Source organism: Bosea sp. 29B, from assembly GCF_902506165.1.
GTDB lineage: Bacteria > Pseudomonadota > Alphaproteobacteria > Rhizobiales > Beijerinckiaceae > Allobosea.
The window spans coordinates 5921583-5943717 of record NZ_LR733817.1 but is presented as its reverse complement, the minus strand read 5'-3'; the positions used below and the strand labels follow the sequence as shown (position 1 = coordinate 5943717).

Annotated in this window: 21 protein-coding genes; 9 read left to right on the top strand and 12 right to left on the bottom strand. The window is 66.5% G+C overall.

Annotation, left to right across the window (positions count from 1 at the left end; all coding sequences use genetic code 11):
- Nucleotides 1-33 precede the first annotated feature (33 nt).
- Nucleotides 34-1650, top strand: a complete 1617-nt coding sequence (locus tag GV161_RS28860; protein ID WP_152012703.1) for a molybdopterin-binding/glycosyltransferase family 2 protein — start codon at nucleotides 34-36, stop codon at nucleotides 1648-1650.
- 3 nt (nucleotides 1651-1653) lie between these two features.
- Here GV161_RS28860 and bcsS read toward each other — a convergent pair whose 3' ends face one another.
- Nucleotides 1654-2397, bottom strand: a complete 744-nt coding sequence (gene bcsS / locus GV161_RS28855) for a cellulose biosynthesis protein BcsS (RefSeq protein WP_159650507.1) — start codon at nucleotides 2395-2397, stop codon at nucleotides 1654-1656.
- 148 nt (nucleotides 2398-2545) lie between these two features.
- On the opposite strand from bcsS, the gene GV161_RS28850 reads away from it, so the two are divergent.
- Both GV161_RS28850 and GV161_RS28845 read left to right on the top strand, forming a co-directional pair.
- Nucleotides 2546-2815, top strand: coding sequence for an usg protein (locus GV161_RS28850; RefSeq protein ID WP_152012701.1), 270 nt, complete (start codon nucleotides 2546-2548; stop codon nucleotides 2813-2815).
- Between the two features lie 82 nt (nucleotides 2816-2897).
- Nucleotides 2898-3494, top strand: a complete 597-nt coding sequence (locus tag GV161_RS28845) for an exopolysaccharide biosynthesis protein (RefSeq protein WP_152012700.1) — start codon at nucleotides 2898-2900, stop codon at nucleotides 3492-3494.
- A gap of 9 nt (nucleotides 3495-3503) precedes the next feature.
- Here the strand turns inward: GV161_RS28845 and GV161_RS28840 are convergent, their stop codons facing one another.
- The 5 genes from GV161_RS28840 to GV161_RS28820 form a co-directional block, all read right to left on the bottom strand.
- Entirely contained in the window at nucleotides 3504-5690 is a 2187-nt protein-coding gene (locus tag GV161_RS28840; RefSeq protein WP_159650505.1) for an EAL domain-containing protein, read from the bottom strand.
- A 142-nt stretch (nucleotides 5691-5832) separates the two neighbouring features.
- Nucleotides 5833-6582 carry a peptidase gene (locus GV161_RS28835; protein ID WP_152012698.1) on the bottom strand — a complete coding sequence of 250 codons (750 nt, stop codon included), beginning with the start codon at nucleotides 6580-6582 and terminating at the stop codon, nucleotides 5833-5835.
- An 81-nt stretch (nucleotides 6583-6663) separates the two neighbouring features.
- Nucleotides 6664-7491 carry a transglutaminase family protein gene (locus GV161_RS28830; protein ID WP_152012697.1) on the bottom strand — a complete coding sequence of 276 codons (828 nt, stop codon included), beginning with the start codon at nucleotides 7489-7491 and terminating at the stop codon, nucleotides 6664-6666.
- A gap of 39 nt (nucleotides 7492-7530) precedes the next feature.
- The gene (locus tag GV161_RS28825) at nucleotides 7531-8472 is read right to left on the bottom strand and encodes an alpha-E domain-containing protein (RefSeq protein WP_152012696.1); all 942 of its coding nucleotides are present in this window, start codon (nucleotides 8470-8472) and stop codon (nucleotides 7531-7533) included.
- Between the two features lie 52 nt (nucleotides 8473-8524).
- A complete protein-coding gene (locus GV161_RS28820; RefSeq protein ID WP_152012695.1) occupies nucleotides 8525-9940 on the bottom strand; it encodes a circularly permuted type 2 ATP-grasp protein in 1416 nt (471 codons plus the stop codon).
- 239 nt (nucleotides 9941-10179) lie between these two features.
- Between GV161_RS28820 and GV161_RS28815 the strand changes: the two genes are divergently transcribed.
- The gene (locus tag GV161_RS28815) at nucleotides 10180-10797 is read left to right on the top strand and encodes an NAD(P)H-dependent oxidoreductase (protein WP_193219515.1); all 618 of its coding nucleotides are present in this window, start codon (nucleotides 10180-10182) and stop codon (nucleotides 10795-10797) included.
- 9 nt (nucleotides 10798-10806) lie between these two features.
- Here the strand turns inward: GV161_RS28815 and GV161_RS28810 are convergent, their stop codons facing one another.
- The gene (locus tag GV161_RS28810) at nucleotides 10807-11181 is read right to left on the bottom strand and encodes a hypothetical protein (RefSeq protein WP_152012694.1); all 375 of its coding nucleotides are present in this window, start codon (nucleotides 11179-11181) and stop codon (nucleotides 10807-10809) included.
- A gap of 159 nt (nucleotides 11182-11340) precedes the next feature.
- Between GV161_RS28810 and GV161_RS28805 the strand changes: the two genes are divergently transcribed.
- A complete protein-coding gene (locus GV161_RS28805; protein WP_152012693.1) occupies nucleotides 11341-12378 on the top strand; it encodes a tripartite tricarboxylate transporter substrate binding protein in 1038 nt (345 codons plus the stop codon).
- Nucleotides 12379-12527: 149 nt separating this feature from the next.
- Here GV161_RS28805 and radC read toward each other — a convergent pair whose 3' ends face one another.
- The 3 genes from radC to GV161_RS28790 all read right to left on the bottom strand — a co-directional run bounded on the left by radC (nucleotide 12528) and on the right by GV161_RS28790 (nucleotide 15093).
- Complete coding sequence (gene radC / locus GV161_RS28800; protein ID WP_152012692.1) at nucleotides 12528-13256, bottom strand: DNA repair protein RadC; 729 nt, start codon at nucleotides 13254-13256, stop codon at nucleotides 12528-12530.
- Nucleotides 13253-14077 carry a type I methionyl aminopeptidase gene (gene map, locus GV161_RS28795; RefSeq protein WP_152012691.1) on the bottom strand — a complete coding sequence of 275 codons (825 nt, stop codon included), beginning with the start codon at nucleotides 14075-14077 and terminating at the stop codon, nucleotides 13253-13255. The genes radC and map overlap by 4 nt, the downstream gene beginning before the upstream one ends.
- Nucleotides 14078-14172: 95 nt before the next feature.
- Nucleotides 14173-15093 carry an alpha/beta hydrolase gene (locus GV161_RS28790; RefSeq protein WP_152012690.1) on the bottom strand — a complete coding sequence of 307 codons (921 nt, stop codon included), beginning with the start codon at nucleotides 15091-15093 and terminating at the stop codon, nucleotides 14173-14175.
- Nucleotides 15094-15247: 154 nt separating this feature from the next.
- On the opposite strand from GV161_RS28790, the gene GV161_RS28785 reads away from it, so the two are divergent.
- The 4 genes from GV161_RS28785 to gpt all read left to right on the top strand — a co-directional run bounded on the left by GV161_RS28785 (nucleotide 15248) and on the right by gpt (nucleotide 19796).
- Complete coding sequence (locus GV161_RS28785) at nucleotides 15248-16099, top strand: FkbM family methyltransferase (RefSeq protein WP_152012689.1); 852 nt, start codon at nucleotides 15248-15250, stop codon at nucleotides 16097-16099.
- A 126-nt stretch (nucleotides 16100-16225) separates the two neighbouring features.
- Nucleotides 16226-16990, top strand: a complete 765-nt coding sequence (locus GV161_RS28780) for a molybdopterin-binding protein (protein ID WP_152012688.1) — start codon at nucleotides 16226-16228, stop codon at nucleotides 16988-16990.
- Nucleotides 16991-17356: 366 nt separating this feature from the next.
- A complete protein-coding gene (locus tag GV161_RS28775) occupies nucleotides 17357-19180 on the top strand; it encodes a methyl-accepting chemotaxis protein (RefSeq protein ID WP_152012687.1) in 1824 nt (607 codons plus the stop codon).
- 106 nt (nucleotides 19181-19286) lie between these two features.
- Nucleotides 19287-19796: a xanthine phosphoribosyltransferase gene (gpt, locus tag GV161_RS28770; protein WP_152012686.1), complete on the top strand. Its 510-nt coding sequence runs from the start codon at nucleotides 19287-19289 to the stop codon at nucleotides 19794-19796.
- 135 nt (nucleotides 19797-19931) lie between these two features.
- Here gpt and GV161_RS28765 read toward each other — a convergent pair whose 3' ends face one another.
- Both GV161_RS28765 and GV161_RS28760 read right to left on the bottom strand, forming a co-directional pair.
- On the bottom strand, nucleotides 19932-20834 hold the full coding sequence (locus tag GV161_RS28765) for a DMT family transporter (RefSeq protein ID WP_159650501.1): 903 nt from the start codon (nucleotides 20832-20834) through the stop codon (nucleotides 19932-19934).
- Nucleotides 20835-21066: 232 nt separating this feature from the next.
- On the bottom strand, nucleotides 21067-22135 hold a 1069-nt coding region (locus tag GV161_RS28760), incomplete at its 5' end, for a serine hydrolase (RefSeq protein WP_159741850.1).

Here is a 22135-nt window from a genome sequence, read left to right as displayed (position 1 = left end):
AGGCAGAGGACTGACTTTGAGGATGATAGCGCGATGAAGTTCGGTCCCATTCCCATCGCTGAAGCCGCCGGCGCGGTTGCGGCCCATACCGTACGCGCCGGCGAGGCGATCGTGCGCAAGGGCGCAACGATCGGCGAGGAGGATGCGCGCAAGCTCGCGGCCGCCGGCCTGAGCGAGATCGTCGCCGTGCAGCTCGAGCCCGGCGACATCGACGAGAACGCCGCCGCCGAGCAACTGGCGCGGGCGCTGGCAGGCCGAGCGGTGGTGACCGAGGCGCCGTTCACCGGCCGGGTCAACCTGTTCGCCGCGGCGGCAGGCATCCTGCAGATCGATACGGGTGTGATCGATGCGCTGAATGCCGTCGACGAGGCGATCACGGTCGCGACCCTGCCGGCGCTGAAGCCGGTGGTCGCCGGCGAGATGGTCGGCACGGTCAAGATCATCCCCTATGCCGTGCCGGAGAAGCGTATCGCCGAGGCGCTCGAACGTCTCGGCGCCGACAAGCCGATTTCGATCGCCGAATACAAACTGAAATCGGTCGCGGTGGTCTCGACTCTGCTGCCGGGCCTGAAGACCAGCGTGGTCGACAAGACCTTGCGCACCATGGCCGAGCGGCTGGAGCCGGCCAGCGCCGCGATCGAGCGCGATGCCCGCGTGCCGCATGAAAGCCCGCCGCTGGCGCAGGCGATCCGCGAGGCGGTCGCCGGGCCCGCCGAGATCGTCGTCGTCTTCGGCGCCTCCGCCATCACCGACCGGCGCGACGTCGTGCCGAAAGCGCTGGTCGAGGCCGGTGGCACGGTCGAGCATCTCGGCATGCCGGTCGATCCCGGTAACCTGCTGATGCTCGGCGAACTCGATGGCAAGCCGGTGATCGGCGCGCCGGGCTGCGCCCGCTCGCCCAAGGAGAACGGTTTCGACTGGGTGCTGCAGCGCAGCCTCGCCAAGGTGCCGGTGACGCGCGCCGAGATCCAGAAGATGGGCGTCGGCGGGCTGCTGATGGAGATCGTCTCGCGGCCGCAGCCGCGCGCGCCGGGACGCGGCGAGGCGGCTCCCGTCGCCGGTATCGTGCTGGCGGCCGGCCGCTCGACCCGGATGGGCGCCGGCAACAAGCTGCTGCAGGATGTCCGCGGCAAGCCGCTGGTGCGCCACGCCGTCGAGGCACAGCTGGCATCGCACGCCGCGCCGGTGATCGTCGTCACCGGTCACCAGCAGGACGAGGTCCGCGCCGCGCTCGCCGGGCTCGACGTCACCTTCGTGCACAATCCGGCCTTCGCCGACGGGCTCGCCGGCTCGCTCAAGGCCGGGCTCGCGGCTCTGGCGAAGGATGTGCCCGGCGTCGTCGTCTCGCTTGGCGACATGCCGAACGTCACGGCGGGGGTGATCGACCGGCTGGCCCAGGCCTTCGCCGATCGTGCCGATGCGCTCGCCGTGGCGCCGACGCTGCTCGGCCAGCGCGGCAACCCGGTACTGCTGGCGCGAAAGCTCTTTCCCGAGGTCGCCAAGCTCGACGGCGACCAGGGCGCGCGCCGCCTGCTCGATGCCGCCGGCGACGCGGTCGAGGAGATCGCGCTCGACGATCCCGCCATCGCGCTCGACATCGATACGCCGGAAGCGCTGCGCGCACTGACGGGGCAAGGGCCGCGCGGTTGAGCTTCACCGCTTCCAGAGCAGCCCGAGCGTCACATAGGCGCCGGCCTTGTCGTCGCGCGTCTTCTGGACGCCGCTGGCCAGGCGCCAGTCCAGGCCGAAGAGCCGCAGGCCGGTGAGGTGCAGGCCGAGCCGCAGCTTGTGATAGTCGCGCTCGCGATAGGCCTCGATCTCGGGGCCGAGATAAAGCTCATCCAGCAGCCGCCAGCCTCCGGCTAGGCGCCCCCAATAGCGGCTGCGATCGCCAGGGATCGCATAGGCATTGGCCTGCACGAGCCAGTTCTCGGAGGGTTTCGACCAGAGATCGGCCTGCAGGCGCAACATGCCGCGCTGCTCGAAGCTGCGCTTGCCGCGGTTCTCGCTATAGCGGGCCTCGATCTCGGGGCCGGCCGAGAGCGACAGGAACGTATCGTCGATCCGCCATTCATAGCCGAGCAGCGCGTCGAACTCGGTCTTGTAGAGGCGCCCCTGCGTCGGCTTGCGCTGGGCCGGCTCGACGCTCTCGCCCCATTTCAGGCCGAGGCGGAAGCCGCTGGCGTCGAGCCCACCGCTGTTGCCGAACGCCCATTTCAGCCCGACTGAGCCGTAGGTCTTGCTGGCGTCGGCTTCGAGCGAGCCGAAGATCGCCAGCGAGAGCGGGCTGCGCTCCATCAGGGCCGGATCGGCTTTCAAGGGCGAGGAGGCGAGCGCAACCACCGCGCCGAAGCCACGCGCGAGCAGCCCCGAACGCTTCGCGACCCCCCACGCCACGCCAACGCCCCTTCCGTCCCGATGGACGGCGCCCCACATGTCATGAGTGTGGCAGTTGGAGAAATTCCCGCAAGTGTTTGTTAACCATCGCGGAGCAGCCTGAAGGCAGCCGGCTCATCGTCTTCCTGGGTCAAGGAGGGTATCAGTCATGGTCTCGCAGGATTTCCTACGCCAACTTGCAGGTTACGGGCTGACGACAGCCAGGATCCTCTACCGCATGCCCGATCATCCCGACTTCCTGCAGGCTTACGTCTGGCAGGAATACGACCTCGCCCCGCGCTTCCCGGAGCTACACAAGTTCCTCGATTTCTGGCGGCGCGAGCTCGACGGGCCGCTGCATTCGATCACCGTGGCGCATTCGCACCTCATTCGCCCGGCCGAGATCGTCAATGTGAACGGCGTATTGACGTTGCACTGACAGGCATGCGTCCCGGCGGGGTTGTTGGTCCGCCGCGGGGCATGCTAGGCCGCAGGCCCTGCTCATCGCCTGGCGAGCCTGCTTGTCCTCCCCCTTGCGCACCTCCGGACTGCTGATCGCGCTCGCTCATCTGCCGGGCCCGCGCGTTGCTATCCGCGACATCGTCGCGGCGCTGCGCGACCGGGCCTATGCGTTGCTCGTCGTGCTGCTCGGCCTGCCGAACTGCCTGCCGATGCCGCCGCCGATCCCGCTGGTCTGCGGCCTGGTCCTCGCCTTCGTCGCCGCGCAGATGCTGATGGCGCGGGCGACGCCCTGGCTGCCGCAACGGCTGCTGAACCGCAGCATCGCCCAGACGGACCTTGCGCGCGCCGTCGAACGCGCCTTGCCGCCGCTGATCCGGCTCGAGCGCTTCTCGAAGCCGCGGCTGACTATGCTGGGCGGCCCCTTCGCGCTGCCGGTGCTTGGCGCAGTACTGCTGTTCCTGGCGCTCGGGCTGATTGTGGCCGCGCCCTTCATCGGCCAGATCCCGCTTGGGCTCGCGGTCTGCCTGGTTGGGCTCGGCCTGGTCGAGCGTGACGGCGTGCTGATCATCGCCGGGGCCGTGGTCGGCGCGGTCGGCCTCGCTTTGTCGGCGGGGTTCGCCTATGCGCTGGTGAGCTGGCTCGCGAGCTTCTTCTAAGCTTTTCGCTCAGGCGGCGAGCGCCTGCTCGAACGGCCGGTCGAGTGTCAACAGGCGGCCGATCTCCTCGGGCGGCACACCCTTGGAGAACAGGAAGCCCTGCAATTCGTGGCAGCCGATCGCCTGCAGGAAACGGTGCTGCTCGGCCGTCTCGACGCCCTCGGCGCAGACGCGCAGGCCGAGCGCCCGGCCGAGATGCACGACCGAATGGACGAGGATCGCCGATTCGCCGGTCGCTTCCATGTATTCGAGGAAGGAGCGGTCGATCTTGATCTTGTCGAAGGCGAAGCGGCGCAGATAGATCAGGCTCGAATAGCCGGTGCCGAAATCGTCGAGCGCCAGGCTGACGCCATGGGCGCGCAGGTCCATCATCGCGGCTTCGGCCGCATCGGCGTCCTCGACCACGACGCCCTCGGTCAGCTCCAGCTCGAGCCGCTCGGGATCGAAGCCGGTCTCCTTGAGCACACGGATCACGCTAGCGACGAAATCCTTGTGGCGAAACTGGATCGGCGAGACGTTGACGGCGAGCTTGATGCCAGGCCATTGCCGGGCCTGCTCGCAGGCGCGGCGCAGCACCCACTCGCTGAGCGGCACGATCAGGCCGCGCTCTTCGGCGATGCCGATGAACTCGGACGGAGGGATCATCCCGTGTTCGGGATGCGGCCAGCGCACCAGCGCCTCGACGCCGACGATGGTGGAGCCGTCGATCGAGACCTGCGGCTGGTAGTGCAGCAGCAACTGGTCGCGGGCGATGGCGTTGCGCAGGTCTTCCTCGACCATGCGCTTGAGATGCAGCGCCCGGTTCATCTGCGGCTCGAAGAAGGAGTAGCGGTTCCGGCCTTCGTTCTTGGCCTGATAGAGCGCGGTGTCGGCAAGGCGCAGCAGCGTGCTGCGATCGGCGCCGTCGCGCGGTGCATGGGCGATGCCGATCGAGCAGCCGATGCTGACGGCGACGCCGCCGATCTCGAAAGGCTCGGTTAGAGCGTCGAGGATGCGCTGGCCGAGCACGGCACTGGCGTTAGGCGCCTCCATATGGGTCTGGATGATGCCGAACTCGTCGCCGCCGAGGCGAGCCACCGTGTCGCCCAGCCGCAGGACGGTGGTCAGGCGCCTGGCGGCCTGACGGATCAGCTCGTCGCCGGCATTGTGGCCGTAGGTGTCGTTGACGGCCTTGAAGCGGTCGAGGTCGAGCAGCAGCACGGCGAGCCCGCTCTTGGTCCGACCGAGCTGGGCGATTTCCTGGTCGAGCCGGAGGTCGAAAGTGCGGCGGTTGGGCAGGCCGGAGAGTTCGTCCTGGCCGGCGAGGCGATGGATCTGGCTCTCGCGTGCGGCGATCTGCTGGGCGGCGTTGCGCAGGCGATGGAAGACATAGGCGAACAGGGCGACGAACAGCAGGACGACTGCGCCGAGTGCCCAGGCGAACTGGTGGATCATCGCATCGCCCGGCCGCTCCGGCGTCCAGCTCAGCCAGGCGTTGACGGAGCCGTCGGGCGAGGAGATGTCGCGCCGTCCCAGCGGGTTGACGGGGCGTTCGGTCACGACTGCCAGCTGGGGAAGGCGATAGCGCAGGCCGAGCTCGTTGAGCTGGGCCTGCGTCACCTTGCGATAGCCAACGATGAAGGCTGCCGACTCGGGAGACTGGGGACGGCCGGTCTGCTCGCCCTTGCGCAGGTCGGCGGTCATGACACCGACGATGTCGGCGCCGTTCTGGATCAGCCTGGCGGTGACCGGACCTTCGCCGATGCCATGTGGTTCTGTCTGAGCCGCGCCGCCAGGCAGGTCCGGCCTGATCCGGGCCAGGGCGTCGTAGTCGGCCTGGGTTGCGGTTTCGCCATGCTGGACGCCGGCGAGGATGCGGCCGGAGGTGGTCACCAGATAGGTGCCGTCGAAATCGAGGAAGCGATTGCTGACCTGGGCGAAGGCCCATTGCAGTGTGACGCTCGGCAGGAGGCTGTTGAGGATCGGCTGCAACACGCCCGCGGCCTGCAGATTCTCGAAGCGTAGCTGGCGCAGGCGCACCTGCGTCGCCAGCGCCGTCTCGACACGGTCGCGCTGGCGGGTGGCTTCGAGCTGGTTGGTGTCGCTCACCATGGCCGACATCACGCCGAGTACCGCCGCCAGGACGAGCGCGAACGCACCGGCCAATGTCGCCAGCGTGCGTGTCAGCATCCGTGCCGACGATTCGGTGTTCGTCATCTTAACGTTCGTCGGCAAGACCCGGACCTGTAGCGGCACGCTGACGGCGGACCTTGGCAGGGGAATCTTGCTATCCGGTTTCCAGAGTCGCCGAGAAGTCAGCGAAGCTGCGGATTTTCCGGCCGAAATCGCCGGCTCGAGGCTATTCGCCGGTCGGCTCATAGGGCGGGCGCGGGATCGCCATATGAGCGGCGCGTAGAGCGGCGGACCAGCGCTCGCGCAGATCATGGAAATAGGGCTCGCCGGCCTCGATGCGGCGGTTGAGCTCAGGCGCTGCCGCATCGCGCCGGAGCACGATGATATCGATCGGCAGGCCGACGCCGAGATTCGAGCGCATGGTCGAATCCATCGAGATCAGCCCGACCTTGAGCGCGTCGTAGAGATGCGACTTGAAGGTGACGGCGCGGTCGAGGATCGGCTTGCCGTATTTGTGCTCGCCGATCTGCAGAAAGGGCGCGTCCATGCCGCATTCGATGAAGTTGCCGGCCGAATAGACCATGAAGAGCCGCATCGGTTGGCCGACGATCTGGCCGCCGAACAGCAGCGACATGTCGTATTTGAGACCGGCCTCGCGCAACGCCTCGCCATCGGTCTCGCGCACGATGCGCACGGCGCGGCCGACGAGCTGCGCGGCGCGGAACATCGAGGGCGCGTTCTGCAGCGTCTCGACCTCGCCCGTCTCCGGATTGGAAATGCCTTCATGGAGCAGGCTGACGACCGACTGCGTGACCGAGAGGTTGCCGGCGGTGGCGAGCGCCATCGTCCGCTCGCCCGGCCAGGAGAAGACGTGCAGCTTGCGGAAAGTCGAGATGTCGTCGAGCCCGGCATTGGTGCGGGTGTCGGCGATCATCACGAGCCCGTCCTGGACGAGGATGCCGGCGCAATAGGTCAAGATGATCTCCGCAGCGCGCCGACATGGCGCGCGAGAGGCTGGGTATCAGGCCGTCATGACAGCGGCAATGCGGTGGTGCCGCTACTGTCCCTGGAAACGGGGCTTGGCCGCCTGGGCGCTGACCTCGACCAGGAGGCTTTCGCCCTGGCCTCCGGTACGGGCGCCGCGCACCGGGGCGGCGTCGGCGAAGTCGAGCCCGGCGGCGACGCGCACATGGGTGTCGATTGGGCAGAGCCCATTGGCGGCATCGAAACCGATCCAGCCATAATCGGGCAGCCAGGCCTCGGCCCAGGCATGGGCGCCGTCGGCATGCGGGAGGGTTTCCGAGGCCGCGACATAGCCGGAGACATAGCGCGCCGGCGCGCCGAGCAGGCGGGCGCAGGTCATGAAGACATGGGCGACGTCCTGTGGGATGCCTTCGCCGGCTTTCGCGCAGGCCGCGGCGCCGATGCCGAGATGGTCGGCCGTCGGGATGCAGCGAATCTCGGCGTTGATCGTCTCCATGAGAGCGTGCAGCTTGGTGAGGTCGCTGCCGCCGCGGCCGGCGGCGGTGCCCGCGAGCGCCCGCACCGCCTCGTTGGCTTGCGTCAGGAGAGTGTCGCGCATGAACACGTCCGGCGGCACCTTCTCGACCGTGCCGCGGACCGCGCCCGCGAGATCGACCGTCTCGACCAGGCCGTTGATCTCGATCGTATAGCCTTCGATCGGGCCCTCAGCCGAGAAGTCGTGGGTGATGTTGCCAAACGGATCCTGTCCGGCATGCAGGCGTCCGTCGATATTGGGCGCGATCCGCCAGGAGACGACGTGCTGGCCCTCATGATCGCGCGGCGTCAGCCGCAGTACCTGCCGAAGCTGACGCACCGGCTCGGCATAAGAGTAGGCGATGCTGTGGGAAATCCGGATCCGCATGCGGCAAGCAATCCAAATTGAAGAGCGGAAGGGAAGCCCTTACTGCAGATATTGTTCGACGATGACGTGTCCGAGGCGGTTGTTCTCGGTGATGAAGTCCTCGATGAATTCGTGCAGCCCGCGCTGGAGTACCTGCTCGATCGGTGTGTTGTCGAAATTGGTCAGCGTCTTGCGGGCCTGGCGCTGGGCTGGGCCATGCCGGTTATAGGCATCGCCGATCTGGTCGAGAAAGCGCGAGATGTTCTCGTAGCAGCTCGCCAGCGAACGCGGCATGCGCTTGTTGAGGATCAGAAGGTCGGCGATCAGCGTCGGCTTCACAGCCTGGCGGTAGACCCAGTGATAGGCCGTCAGCGCCGAGACCTCGCGCAGCATCGTCGTCCACTGGAAATAGTCGAGCGAGCCGCCGACCTGCTCGGTCTCGGGCAGGAGAACATGGTATTTCACGTCGAGGATGCGGGCGGTGTTGTCGGCCCGTTCGATGTTCACGCCGAGGCGTGAGAACCAGTAGCCGTCGTCGCGCAGCATGGTCCGGTAGGCCGAGCCGTCGAAGGTCAGTGAAACGTTCTTCACCCAGTCCAGGAAGCGGGCGAACTCCTCGCGGTCCATGCGCCTGCGCTCGAAGCGCTGGAGCTCGAGCCAGGCGCCGTTGAGCGCATCCCACATCTCCGAGGTCAGCGCGGTGCGGACGGCGCGGGCGTTCGAGCGGGCAAGCGCGAAGCAGTTGCGGATCGAGGTCGGGTTGTCCGGGTTGAAGCTGAGGAAATCGCAGACATTGCGCTCATTGGCCTCGCCATAGGCCTTGGCGAAGGTCTCCTCGCAGCCGGCGGTGGCGACCGCGCTCTGCCATTCGGTGCCGGCGCCGCCATAGGCGGAGGGCAGGTTGGTCAGGCGAGTGGTGGCATCGAGAATGCGGGCGAGGTACTCGGCCCGCTCCACATAGCGCGAGACCCAGTAGAGACTGTCGGCTGTACGGGAAAGCATGCTCAGGTCCGGGCTTCCGGGGTGGTGCGAACTGGGGTGAAGGCGGGCTTCGTCATGCGTCGAGCACCCAGGTGTCCTTGGTGCCGCCGCCCTGGCTGGAATTGACCACGAGCGAGCCCTCCTTGAGCGCGACGCGGGTCAGGCCGCCGGGGACGCAAGAGATGCCGTTGGCGCCGGAGAGGACATAGGGGCGCAGATCGACATGGCGTGGCGCCACGCCCGAGGCGACGAAGGTCGGGCAGGTCGAGAGCGCCAGCGTCGGCTGGGCGATGAAGCCCTCGGGCTGGTCCTTCAGCTTCTGGCGGAAGGTCTCGAGCTGCGCCTTGCTGGCGTGTGGGCCGACCAGCATGCCGTAGCCGCCGGAGCCGTTGACCTCCTTGACGACGAGCTTCTCGAGATTGTCGAGCACATAGGCGTTGGCCTCGCGCTCGCGGCAGCGATAGGTCGGGACGTTCTTCAGGATCGGCTCCTCGCCGGTGAAGAACTTCACGATTTCCGGCATGTAGCTGTAGACCGCCTTGTCGTCGGCGACGCCGGTGCCGACCGCATTCGCGAGCGTGACGTTGCCGGCCTTGTAGGCGCCGATGATGCCGGGCACGCCGAGTATCGAGTCGCTGCGGAAGACCAGCGGGTCGATGAAGTCGTCGTCGATGCGGCGGTAAATCACGTCGACGCGCTTGGGACCCTGCGTCGTGCGCATGTAGACGACGTCGTCCTTGACTAGCAGGTCCGAGCCTTCGACCAGTTCGACGCCGAGCTTGTCGGCCAGGAAGGAGTGTTCGTAGAAGGCCGAATTGTACTGGCCGGGGGTCAGCAGGCAGATCGTCGGATCGGAAGAGGCCGAGCGCGGGGCGACCGAGCGCAAGGTCGCCAGCAACTGGTCGGGGTAATTGTCGACCGGCGCGACGCGGTGCGTGGCGAAGAGCTCCGGGAAGAGCCGGAGCATCACCTCGCGATTCTCCATCATATAGGAGACGCCCGACGGCGTGCGGGCATTGTCTTCGAGCACATAGAAGGTGTCGGCGTCGACGCGGACGATGTCGATGCCGGCGATGTGGCAGTAGATGCCGTGCGGCACCTGGAAATCGACCATCTGCAGCTGGTAGCAGGCGTTGCGATAGACTAGCTCCGGCGGGATGATCCCGGCCTTCAGGCACTCCTTCTTCCCGTAGACGTCGGCCAGGAACATGTTGAGCGCGGTGACGCGCTGGCGCAGGCCCTTCTCCAGCTTTGTCCATTCCGGCTTGGTCAGCACGCGCGGGATGATGTCGAAGGGGATCAGGCGCTCGGTCGATTCCTCGTCGCCATAGACGGCAAAGGTGATGCCGATCCGGCGAAAGAACAGCTCGGCCTGTGAGCGGCGCAGCGCCAGCATCTCGGGCGGCGCCTCCTTCAGCCAGCGATCGAGTTCGCCATAGGCCGCCCGCAGGCCGCCTTCTCCCCCTGTCATCTCGTCGAATGCGACCATGCAGCCGTCTTCCCCTGTTTGGGGTAGCCTATGCGCATTCGCTCGCGTTCGGAAAGGGGTTCTTTGCCAAGCACTTTGGCTGGGCTTGCCTCATTCTTGGGCAGGTGACGGCGCGCGGCCGTCTGGCCCGGAGCGCAGCCGAGCCCAATCGAACAGGACGGCAGACTGCGGGCGCGATCCGGGTTCCGGAGATCAGCAATGTCCTTGCGGACTCCGGTGCGGTGTAGTCGTTGTCGATTATGCGCATTCTGTCCCTGGTCGCTCATCCTCGCGAGTCGAGTTTCTGCCATGCGATTTCGAACCGTGTTCGGACCGTGCTGTCGGATGCCGGACACGTTGTCATCCATCACGATCTTTACGCCGAAGGGTTCGATCCCTGTCTGAAGGCGGATGAAGCTTACACGATCGGCGATACGCTCGAGACGGCGTTCGCGCGCGCCGAAGACCCGGTTGTTCGACAGCATCAGTCCAATATCGCGGCTGCTGATGGCTTGCTTGTCGTCCATCCGAACTGGTGGGGTAAGCCACCCGCGATTTTATCGGGCTGGATGGATCGCGTTCTGGTTCCAGGCGTAGCCTATCGCCTGAGCACTGCGGCTGGTTTGCCGGAGGGGCTGCTGGCGATCCGGACTGCGCTCATCCTGAACACCTCCGACACTCCAGCGCAGCGCGAGGAGAAGGAGTTGGGTGATCCGCTCGAAGCGATCTGGGGGCGCTGTGTACTGCCGTATTGCGGCGTGGAGACCTATACCCGGCATGTTTTTCGGCCGGTCGTCGGCAGCTCCGACGATGAGCGGGCCCGTTGGCTCACCGAGGCCGAAACCGTCGGCCGGACGCTGTTTGCCCCGGGTCGATAGCGCTGGCGTTCAGCCTGGTAAGGCGGGCGGGGCGCCGATCGCAGCCGTGATCAAGACCGCGAGGCTGGCGGCAGCCCGCGCCTCGTCGACTTGACTGCGTAGCAATTCGAGCGAGATCGCTTCGCCCGCGCCGAGGTTGCCGATGCAGCGCAACTGCAACTCGCCCGCTGGCAAATGGCTGGCATGCGGCGCGAAGGCATCGTGCCAGATTCCGACATAACGGGCGGTAAGCTCACGCTGCACCGCCTCCATCGCCTCGCTGCCCTTCAAGGCGGCCGAGAGCGCGTACCACTCGGTGCCGACCTCGCGGGCGCAGCTCATATAGGCCGCGGCGATCGATCGTCGGCAGCCGGCTCGCGTATGCGTCGATGCCAATGCGGACACGCAAGGAGGCCCCGCCGCTTGCTGTTGAATCCAGCAAATAATGCTGCTTCAGCGAATTTATGTTTATGTATTTGCTTTATAAGCAGTTCTGATTCGCAATATCTGCTTATTTAGTGATATTGTCTGCGGTAGTCGCGGCAATAGGCAGGCCGCCTGGCGTTGGCCGGCGGCGATGCGCAACAGATCGCGGTCTTCTGGGAGGATGAGATGCGGCAGCTTCTTTGGCGCGTATGCAGGCGGCTGTCTGCGCTGGCGGGCGTTTTCCTTTTTGCGTTCGCTCCCGCGGCCGACGCGCAAACTGGGTCTGAGAAATATCCGGATCGTCCGATCAAGATCATCGTGCCGTTTCCGGCCGGCGGTTCGGTCGATGCGCTGGCGCGGGTGGTGGCGCACAGCCTGTCGGAGCGATGGGGTCAGCAGGTGATCGTCGAGGCTCGGCCTGGCGCAAGCACGATGGTCGGCACCGGAGCGGCGGCGAAGGCGGAGCCCGACGGCTACACGCTGCTCATGACGGTGAGCAACCTCACCACCAATCCGGCGCTCTATGCGAAGGTCGCGTATGACGCGCAGCGCGATTTCGCGCCCATCGCCATGCTCGCGCGCACGCCAGTGGTGCTATACGCCACGCCGTCGCTGCCCGCGAACGATCTGGTCGAACTCGTCGCGCTGGCGAAGACCAAGCAGGGAGGCGTCGATTTCGGTTCCGCCGGCGTCGGCACCATGACGCATTTGACCGCCGAACAGTTCAAGATCGCATCGGGCGCCCCGATGACGCATGTGCTCTATCGCGGCGGCGCGCCGGCGTTGAACGATCTCATCGCCGGTCATCTCGCCTTGCAATTTGGCACCGTCGGCCAAGCTTATGAACAATATCGTGCGGGCCAGGTCAAAGCGCTCGCGATCTCGTCGGCTGAGCGTTATCCCTCGATGAAGGAGACGCCGACCTTCGCCGAGCAGGGCTTCGACGTCGTCGTCACCGAATGGTACGGCCTGTTCGCGCCGGCGGCGACGCCAAAGCCGATCATCGCCAAGCTCAACGCCGAACTGAAACGCATCATGGCCTCGCCGGATGTTGGCAAGCGCATGAGTTCGATCGAGCTGACGCATTCGACGCCGGAGGAGCTCGACGCCTTCGTGCGAGCCGAAACCGAGCGCTGGGGCGCGCTGATCAAGAAGATAGGCATCACGGCGCAGTGACAGCGATGCGGGGGCTGGGCGAGTTCGGCATCGCGATGCGGGAGGTGTGACAGCTCTCGTCATTCTCGGGCAGGAACCTCTTTCGGCCCGAGATAGCGGGCTCAAGGCCGGCCATGACGCTGCCCGGCGTTTTGTGCCCGTGAGCGGCGTCAGATCAGCCCCAGCCCCTTGAAGCTGGCATGGCCGTCGCGGCCGACGATGATGTGGTCGTGGATCGCGATGCCGAGCGGCTTGGCGATATCGACCAGCTCGCGGGTCATGCGCATGTCGGCGCCGGATGGGGTCGGGTCGCCGGACGGGTGGTTGTGGACCAGGATCAGTGCGGTCGCCGAGAGCTCCAGCGCCCGGCGCATCACCTCGCGCGGGTAGACCGGGGTGTGGTCGACTGTGCCGGTTTGCTGCACCTCGTCGGCGATCAGCGCGTTCTTCTTGTCGAGGAAGAGGATGCGGAACTGCTCGCGCTCGGCGAAGGCCATGGCGAGGCGGCAATAATCGATGACCGAGGACCAGGAGGAGAGCAACGGCTTCTTGGCGACCTGGCCCTTCATCGTCCGCTTCAGCGCCGCCTCGACGATCTTGAGATCGAGCGCGACGCTCTCGCCGACGCCCTTGACCTCCCTCAGCCGTGAGACCGGCGCGCCGATCACCTCGGCGAAGGAGCCGAAATGCTGGATCAGCTGCTTGGCGAGCGGCTTGACGTCACGCTGCGGGATCGAGCGGAAGAGCAGCAGCTCGAGCAGTTCGTAGTCGGGCAAAGCGGCGTCGCCGGCTTCGAGGAAGCGCTGGCGCAAGCGTTCGCGGTGGCCGAGATGATGTGGCGGGACGTCGTCCGGGGCGGCGGCAAGCGGGGCTGGTTTGCCGTTGCCGCCGTTCTTCATGGGCGCGGCGCGAGCGGGTTGTCGAGGCCGGCGGGCGAGAGCGTGAAGATCTCGCAGCCCGTATCGGTCACGCCGACCGTGTGCTCGAACTGGGCCGAGAGCGAGCGATCGCGGGTCACCGCCGTCCAGCCGTCGGAGAGCACCTTCACGCTCGCCTTGCCGAGATTGATCATCGGCTCGATGGTGAAGAGCATGCCGGGCTTGAGCTCGACGCCTTCGCCGGGGCTGCCATAGTGCAGGATGTTCGGCGCGTCGTGGAAGACCTGGCCGAGGCCGTGGCCGCAGAAATCGCGGACCACCGAGCAGCGCTCGCCCTCGGCATAGCGCTGGATGGCAAAGCCGATATCGCCGGTGGTCGCACCCGGGCGCGTGGCGCGGATGCCGCGCAGCAGGCTCTCATAGGTGATCTCGACCAGCCGCTCGGCCTTGCGCGGGATGTCGCCGACCGCAAACATCCGGCTGGAATCGCCATGCCAGCCATCGACGATCAGCGTGTAGTCGATGTTGACGATGTCGCCCTCGCGCATCGGCTTGTCGTCGGGGATGCCGTGGCAGACGACGTGGTTGATCGAGGTGCAGATCGACTTGGTGTAGCCGCGATAGAACAGCGTCGCCGGATAGGCTGAATTGTCCATGGCAAACTGGAAGGCGAGATCGTCGAGGCGCTGGGTGGTGACACCGGGCTTGACCTCGCCGGCGAGCATGTCGAGGCCACGCGCGGTCAGCTGCCCGGCCTTGCGCATCGCCGCGAAGGCTTCAGGCCCATGCAGCTTGATGGCGGGGTCGCGCCGCCCGCGCGAGATCGATTCGTTCAGGGTCATTCCGTAAGGCCGCTCCTTGATCTCCTTATTTATTGGGTTTGGGTAGCGGTGCAAGCGCCGCCGACCGAGCCGGCTCGCTCCGGCGACAGCGACGCTCAGGGTGCGCGGATGAGGAAGCTGCGAACTGCTGCGACGGTCGCCTTCGGATTTTCCTCCATGATCCAGTGGCCGGAATCCGGGACGATGCCTTCGCTGACATCTGTCGCGGCAAATCGCATCACCACGGCCATGGTCAGCCCGAACGACTTCTCGCCACCCAGTGCCAGTATCGGCATCGCGAGTTTGCCCTGCTGCGCGAGGAAGGCCTTGTTGTCGATCGCGTCCTGGTCGAAAGCCGCGAACTGCGCGAAGCCGGAGTGCATAGCGCCTGGGCGGGCGTAAAGAGCCGCATAATGCTGGCGCGCCGCCTCGCTGAAGCGGCTCGGGGTCGCGGAAAACTCGTTCCAGAAGCGATCGAGATAGATGCGCTCGCGCCCGGCGACCAGGCGCTCCATGTCCGGCCCGCCGAAACGGAAGTGCCAGAGCAGCGGATTCTTGAGGATTTCCTCCCAGGGGCCGACACCGGGGACCGGCGCATCGATCAGGACGAAGCGAGAGATGCGGTCGCGATACTGGGCGGCAAGGGCGAAGCCGACCATGTTGCCGATGTCATGGGTCACGAGGTCGGCCTTGGCGATGCCGAGCTTGTCGAGGACGCCGGCGATGTCGTGTGCCTGGTTCTTCTTGTCGAAGCCGCCGGAGGGCTGGGCAGAGAGCCCCATGCCGCGCAGGTCAGGTACGATCACGGTGCGCTCGCGCGCGAGGTCGGCCGCCATCGGCGCCCACATGTCGCCGGTCTCGCCATAGCCGTGCAGCAACACGACGGCCGGCCCGTTGCCGCCGATGCGGACATGCAGTGTCGTGCCGTTGGTGGCGATCTCCTGCGTCTTGAAGTCGGTGGGGAACGGGTCGACCTGGGCCTGCGCGGGCAGGATCAGAGCGAAAACGGCGACCAGGCCAGCGACGAATCCGAGCATGGTGGTTCTCCGATGCGACGGGCTCTCGCAGTGCGATGCGCGCGCGGCTTCATCAGCCCCCAGAATGTCGCAAGGCGCAAGCTCGGCTGTCGTCTGCGACGGCCCACCGTCATCCGGCTGGCGCGAAAGGCCGGCGAGGTGTATCAGCCCGCCGATGGCACTCAATGAGATCAGGTCGGTCGAGGACCAGCCTTTCGGCACTTTCGCGCCGCAGGGGCTCATCGCCCGCATCATCGGCTGGACGCGCTGCGCTTCCGGCTCCTTCCTCGGCCGCAAGCTCGCCTTCGCGCTGCGCCGCCTCGGGCTCAACCGGCTCAAGGGCCAGCCCGTCGACATCGAGGCGCTCGGTGCCCAGATGCGGCTCCACCCCGAGGGCAATGTCTGCGAGAAGCGGGTGCTGTTCACGCCGCAATATTTCGATGCCCAGGAGCGCGAGCTCTTGGCCTCGCGCATCCGCGACGGTTTCAGCTTCATCGATGTCGGCGCCAATATCGGCGCCTATTCGCTGTTCGTCGCGGCGCGGGCGGGGCGGGGCGCGCGTATCCTCGCGGTCGAGCCGCAGCCCGACATCTTCGCGCGGCTGACCTATAACATCGCCCAGAACCCGTTCGGCACGGTCAAGGCGATCGCCTGCGCGCTCGCCGACAAGCCGGGCGAGCTGACGCTCTTCCTCGACCCCGCCAACAAGGGCGAATCGAGCGTGCGCATCCTGCGCTCCAGCAATGCGAACTCGGTGCGCGTGCCGGCGACGACCCTGCTCGCTTTGGTGCAAAGCGAGGGCTATGAGCGGATCGATGCGATCAAGCTCGATGTCGAGGGCGCCGAGGACCTGATCCTCGAACCCTTCCTGCGTGACGCGCCCGAGGCGCTCTGGCCCGGCTTCGTCATCGTCGAGGATTCGCGCGGCCGCTGGCAGGCCGACCTGCCGGCCCTGCTGGAGAGCAAGGGCTACCGGCTGATCGCCCAGACCCGGCTCAACCTGGTCTACGAGCGCACGACCTCGTGACCCGCTGCGCCGCGCGCGCATAGCCGCCCCGACTGGCATGACGCTTGAGCACTTGCGCGCAAGCGGCTTAGCTCGCTGGCCTATCGGGGCACGCATGCGGCGAAATCGAACAGCAGGGACAAGCCCATGACGGCAGCGCCATCGCCCGCCTTCCAACCCGTGGTCACCGCCGCGATCCTGGTGATCGGCGACGAGATCCTGTCGGGGCGGACCAAGGACAAGAACATCGGCTACATCGCCGAGTATCTGACCAATATCGGCATCGAGCTGCGCGAGGTCCGCGTCGTGCCCGACCTGACCGACGAGATCGTCTCGGCGCTGAACGCGCTGCGCTCGCGCTACACCTATGTCTTCACCACCGGCGGCATCGGCCCGACCCATGACGACATCACCGCCGACGCGGTCGCCACCGCCTTCGGCGTGCCGATCGACTACGACCAGCGCGCGATCGACATGCTGCTGGAGCGTTTCCCCAAGGACCAGCTCAACGAGGCCAGGATGCGGATGACGCGCATTCCGGCGGGGGCCGACCTCATCGCCAATTCGGTGTCGAAGGCGCCGGGCTTCAGGATCGGCAACGTCCATGTCATGGCCGGCGTGCCGGCGATCATGCAGGCGATGCTCGATGTCGTCGGGCCGACGCTGAAGACCGGCGCCAAGATCCTGTCGGAGACGGTGCAGGCGGGCCTGCGCGAAGGCGATATCGGCACGCCGCTCGCCGAGATCGCCAAAGCCCATGGCGACTGCTCGATCGGCTCCTACCCGTTCTGGTCCGAGACCGGCCCGGACACCAACATCGTCATCCGCTCGCGCGATCCGGAGAAGCTGGCGCTGACGACGGCGGCTGTGAAGGCGATGGTCGAGGCGGAGCGCCGGCGCCTGGGTGTCTAGGGTGTATTTTTCAGTCTTTACAACCTTAGATTGATCAAGTCTGGATTTCTAACGCCGTTCAAAGTTTAACTGGTTCGAGACTCTGAACAACTGGATGGTGACCCTAAGAGCATGGCGAGGATCATCCTTGCCCGATGTGTCTTATAACAAGGTTAGATTGATTATAGATTGAGATGTATTCGTTTTTGCTTCATTTATTGGGCTGGCGAGTATTGTAACATTTGCCAGAAGATTTTTGAGCGAATGCAAACGAAACAACGATTTAGACTGTTGTTCGATCTTCGGCTTAGCGGGTCGTAAACCATTCTCATCCATTCTGTTCTTGCGGATCAGGAGTCCGCGAGGGGCTGAGTGCGGGGCAAGGGCATGCGGCTAAATCCATTTGCGGGCGGCGCTTCGCGCCGCGAGCTTGAAGGCGAGATGGCGGCGCTGAATCGCGCCATGGCGGTGATCAGTTTCAAGCTCGATGGCACGATCCTCGATGCCAACGAGAATTTCCTCAAGACGGTCGGCTACACGCTGGAGCAGGTGCGGGGGCGCCATCACAGCATGTTCGTGCCGAAGGACGAGGCGCAGAGTGCCGAATACAAGGCGTTCTGGGAGCGACTGCGGCAGGGGGAGTACGATGCGCGGCAATTCCTGCGTGTCGCCGCCGACGGCAACGAGTTCTGGATCGAGGCGAGCTACAATCCAGTCCTCGATTCCAGCGGCAAGCCGATCAAGGTGGTCAAGTTCGCGACAGTGATCACCGACCAAAAGAACCGGGAAGCCGACATGGCCGGGCAGGTCTCGGCGATCCGCAAGGCGATGGCGGTGATTGAATTCACGCTCGACGGCCATATCCTCGACGCCAACGAGAACTTCCTCGCCGTCACCGGCTATTCGCTCGGCGAGATCAAGGGCAAGCATCACGCGATGTTCTGCGAAGCCGCCTATCGCAGCTCGCCGGAATACCGCGCCTTCTGGGAAAAGCTCGGCCGCGGCGAATATGATTCCGGCCAGTACCAGCGCTTCGGCAAGGGTGGTCGCGAAGTCTGGATCCAGGCGAGCTACAACCCGATCATGGACGCCAAGGGGCGGCCGACCAAGGTGGTGAAATATGCCACCGACATCACCGAGCAGAAGGCGGCGCGCCAGCTCGCCAAGGCGGTGGGCGAGGCGCAGAGCGTGATCGGCCGGGCCAAGGACAAGGACCTGACGACACGCATCGACATGGCCGGCAAGGAAGGCGAGGTCGCGGTCCTGTGCAGCGGCATCAACGAACTGATCGAGACCATGGCCGAGATGATCAGCGCCGTCGGCATGATCTCCGGCAAGGTCGGCGCCGCGGCCGACAAGATGGCGAGCGAGAGCGTCGAGCTCGCCGAGCGCGCCGAGTCCCAGGCGGCGAGCCTGCAGCAGACGGCGGCGACGACCGAGGAGCTCGCCGCCTCGATCAAGACCAGCGCCGGCAATTCGCGCCAGGCGGCGGCGCTCGGTGACGAGGCGAAGACCGTCGCCTCGCGCGGCGGGGCGATCGTCACCGATGCGGTGGCGGCGATGGGGCGGATCGAGCAGGCCTCGACCTCGATCGCCGACATCATCTCGATGATCGACGAGATCTCGTTCCAGACCAACCTGCTCGCGCTCAACGCCGCGGTCGAGGCGGCCCGCGCCGGCGATGCCGGGCGGGGCTTTGCGGTCGTCGCCTCGGAGGTCAGGGCGCTCGCCGGCCGCTCCAGCGAATCCGCCAACGGCATCAAGTCGCTGATCGCCAATTCGAGCGAGCAGGTCCGCTCCGGCGTCCAGCTCGTCAAGGACGCCGGCCGCACGCTCGATGAGATCGTCGACGCGGCCAACCGGGTCGCCGGCACCATCGCCGAAATCTCGAGCGCGGCGACCGAGCAGGCCAATGGCGTCGAGGAAATGGCCAAGACCGTCGCCCATATGGACGAGATCACCCAGCGCAACTCGCTGATGGCCGACGCCAGCTCGAAGCTGTCGCGCGGTCTGCAGGGCGAGACGCAGGCGCTGGCGGCGTTGGTCGGCGCCTTCCGGCTCGGTGGCAGCGACCAGTCTGCGCGACTGGCGGCGGATTTGCGCGCGGTCCTGCCGGTGATGAAGGCCGCAGCCGCGCCAGCCAGGCCCATGCCGCTGCCCCGCGCCAGGGTGGCCGGCGGTCGGGGCGACGACGGCTGGGCCGAGTTCTAGGCGATTAAAGCGCTGCGCGGCGGGATTCTCGCCGCGTGGCTCTTGCCAGCGTCCTCCGGATGCGCTTTGCGGAAAGGCTATTTTCCAGCCTGCCGCAGGACCAGCCATGGCCGACGCTTCCGCCAACAAGGCCTTCCCCGTTTCCTGGGACCAGTTCCACCGCGACGCCCGGGCTCTCGCCTGGCGCCTTGCCGATGCCGGTCCGTTCGAGGCGATGGTCTGCATCACCCGCGGCGGGCTCGTGCCGGCGGCGATCATCTGCCGCGAGCTCGGCCTGCGCATGATCGAGACGGTCTGCATCGCGAGCTATCACGACTACAAGAACCAGTCGGAGCTCAAGGTGATGAAGGAGATCGCCCCCTCGATCCGCGCCATCGGCGACGGCAAGGGCAAGGGCGTTCTCGTCGTCGACGACCTGACCGATACCGGCAAGACCGCCCGCATCGTGCGCGAGATGCTGCCGAACGCCCATTTCGCCACGGTCTACGCCAAGCCGGCCGGTGTGCCGGTGGTCGACACCTTCGTCACCGAGGTCAGCCAGGACACCTGGATCTACTTCCCCTGGGACATGGGCCTTGCCTATGTCGAGCCGATCGCCAAGGACCACAAGGGCTGAGGGTCTCCTCAGCCCTCATCCTGAGGAGCGCTCGCAGAGCGCGTCTCGAAGGATGTTCCAGGAAGCTCGGGAACCATCTGGAGCATCCTTCGAGACGCCGCTTCGCGGCTCCTCAGGATGAGGGCTGCAATTGGTTCAAGCGCTGCTCGGCGCCTTCAGCGCCACCACCATGCCGATGACGGCGAGCGCCATGCCGGCGATCTCCAGCGTCGAAGCCTGCTCGCCGAGCAGGATCGCGCCGGCCAATGCCGTGATCACCGGCACCAGCGGCAGGAACAGCGCCGCCCGGCCGGCGCCGAGGATGGCGACGGACTGGGTGTAGAGGAAGAGCGCGCCCGCGCCGACCAGCACGCCCTGATAGAAGGCCTGCAACGCGATCGCCTGCGGCGCCACCTGCAGCAGATGGATCGGCTGGACCAGCGCCAGCAGCGGCAGGAGCGGCAGCGAGAGCAGGCAGGTCGCCATGGTGACCTCGACCGCGTCCGCGCCCCAACGCCGGGCGAGCAGGCCGAATGTCGACCAGAGCAGGGCGATCAGGACGAAGAGCAGGTCGCCGATCCAGGCGCCCTCCCGCGTCGGGGTGTTCGCCATCGCCTCGAAGGAGAAGACCGCGACCCCGGCGACGATGATGGCGAGTCCGATGACCCGCAGCGGGCTGATGCGGTCGCCGAGCACGAGGACGGCGACCAGCGCTGTCGCGACCGGGATCAGCCCGGGCGTGATCACCGAGGAGTGCAGCGCCGGGGCGAAATGGGCGCCGCCGACCAGGAACAGGCTGTAGCTCGGCCCGACCAAAGCGGTGAGGATCAGCGCCCGCTTCCAGCCAAGCCGGCCGACCGGGAACGGTTTCAGCCGCTTCAGTGCGAAGGGCAGCAGCACCAGCGAGGCGGCGAGGAAGCGCAGGATGGTGACGTCGCCGGCCGAGAGCCCGTCCGTCACCGATTGCCGCGAGACCACCGCCTGCACGCCCCAGATGACCGAGGCGAGGATGCCGCAGGAAAAGCCGACGGCGAGGCGAGGGGAGGTGGGATTGGGCACGAGGTGAGGCCTTGCGGTGAGCAAGGCGGCTTATGGGCTGAGGAGGGAGGTGGGGACAAGGGTGGGCGCGGCAGGAGGCTCTACGTCGGACGCATGGGCGGAGAACCCTTCTCCCCTCGGGGGAGAAGGTGGCAGCGCGGAGCGCTGACGGATGAGGGAAGGATGGCTCACCCAGTCGGTCCGCCCTCATCCCCCTGCCGGGACCTTCTCCCCGAGGGGAGAAGGGGACCCTTCATTCCACCGCCGCGACCAGCCGCTCCAGGAATCCGTCGATCGCGGCCTTGTCGATCCAGCGCAGCACGACGACGAGGTCGTGCTCGGGGTCGATCCAGATCACGTTGTTGCCGGCGCCCTGGGCGCTGAAGGAACGCGCCGGCAGCTTGGGGTTCGCCGCCGGGCCGCGATTCAGCCACCAGAGGAAGCCGTAACTCGGCAGGGTCGGCGAGGGCACCACCGACTGCGCCAGCCATGCGGACGGGATCAGCTCGCGCCCCTCCCAGACGCCGTTCTGCGCGATCAATTGGCCGAAGCGGGCATGGTCGCGGGCGCTGATGAAGAGGCCGCCGCCCCAATGGCCGCCGCCGGGGACCGACTGCATGCGCTGCCCGTCGATCTCGAGCCAGGAGGTCTCGTAGCCCTCCCAGCGCCAGCTTTGCGAGGCGCCGATCGGGCCCATAATGCGCTCGCGCAGCACCTGCGGCAGCGGCTTGCGGAAGCGGCGCAGCAGCGCGTAGCCGAGCGCGTTCACCCGGACGTCGTTGTATTCATAGAGGCTGCCGGGCTCGCGCAGCTCGCGGCGCTGGCCTTTCCGGCTGTTGTCGGCGCCAATGCCGATCTGCCTGAAATGGTCAACCTGGTCGGATTTGCCGAAGATCTCGCCCTGCCATTCGCTGTTCATGTTGAGCAGATGGCGCCAGGTGATTCCTGCATTGTGCGGGCTGGAGAAATACGGGCCGTCGACGCTCCGGCCCACCGGCTCGTCGATATCGGCGATCAGGCCGTCGCCGACGGCGAGGCCGGCCAGCACCGAGAGATAGCTCTTGGCGATCGAGAAGGTCATGTCGGCGCGCTCGACATCGCCCCATTCGGCGACGACCTTGCCGCCCTGCAGCACCACGCCGGCCGGCCCGCCGCGCGGCTCGACCGGCCCGACGATTTCGGTCCAGGGACCCTTCTCGTCCCATTCGCGATTCCCGACATAGGCGCCGTCCGGATAGAACATGCTGCGCGGCCAGGGCGAGTCATGCGCCTGCGCGAAGTCGACGGCGGCCTGGAGGCGGGCGGGGGAGAGGGAGTGGGGC

What these genes read in the sequence shown, in the direction of transcription:
- GV161_RS28860 (WP_152012703.1), top strand. Translation starts at nt 34, where the DNA reads ATGAAGTTCGGTCCCATTCCCATCGCTGAAGCCGCCGGCGCGGTTGCG.
- GV161_RS28850 (WP_152012701.1), top strand. Translation starts at nt 2,546, where the DNA reads ATGGTCTCGCAGGATTTCCTACGCCAACTTGCAGGTTACGGGCTGACG.
- GV161_RS28840 (WP_159650505.1), bottom strand. Translation starts at nt 5,690, where the DNA reads ATGACGAACACCGAATCGTCGGCACGGATGCTGACACGCACGCTGGCG.
- GV161_RS28830 (WP_152012697.1), bottom strand. Translation starts at nt 7,491, where the DNA reads ATGCGGATCCGGATTTCCCACAGCATCGCCTACTCTTATGCCGAGCCG.
- GV161_RS28825 (WP_152012696.1), bottom strand. Translation starts at nt 8,472, where the DNA reads ATGCTTTCCCGTACAGCCGACAGTCTCTACTGGGTCTCGCGCTATGTG.
- GV161_RS28820 (WP_152012695.1), bottom strand. Translation starts at nt 9,940, where the DNA reads ATGGTCGCATTCGACGAGATGACAGGGGGAGAAGGCGGCCTGCGGGCG.
- GV161_RS28815 (WP_193219515.1), top strand. Translation starts at nt 10,180, where the DNA reads ATGCGCATTCTGTCCCTGGTCGCTCATCCTCGCGAGTCGAGTTTCTGC.
- radC (WP_152012692.1), bottom strand. Translation starts at nt 13,256, where the DNA reads ATGAAGAACGGCGGCAACGGCAAACCAGCCCCGCTTGCCGCCGCCCCG.
- map (WP_152012691.1), bottom strand. Translation starts at nt 14,077, where the DNA reads ATGACCCTGAACGAATCGATCTCGCGCGGGCGGCGCGACCCCGCCATC.
- GV161_RS28790 (WP_152012690.1), bottom strand. Translation starts at nt 15,093, where the DNA reads ATGCTCGGATTCGTCGCTGGCCTGGTCGCCGTTTTCGCTCTGATCCTG.
- GV161_RS28785 (WP_152012689.1), top strand. Translation starts at nt 15,248, where the DNA reads ATGGCACTCAATGAGATCAGGTCGGTCGAGGACCAGCCTTTCGGCACT.
- GV161_RS28780 (WP_152012688.1), top strand. Translation starts at nt 16,226, where the DNA reads ATGACGGCAGCGCCATCGCCCGCCTTCCAACCCGTGGTCACCGCCGCG.
- GV161_RS28775 (WP_152012687.1), top strand. Translation starts at nt 17,357, where the DNA reads ATGCGGCTAAATCCATTTGCGGGCGGCGCTTCGCGCCGCGAGCTTGAA.
- gpt (WP_152012686.1), top strand. Translation starts at nt 19,287, where the DNA reads ATGGCCGACGCTTCCGCCAACAAGGCCTTCCCCGTTTCCTGGGACCAG.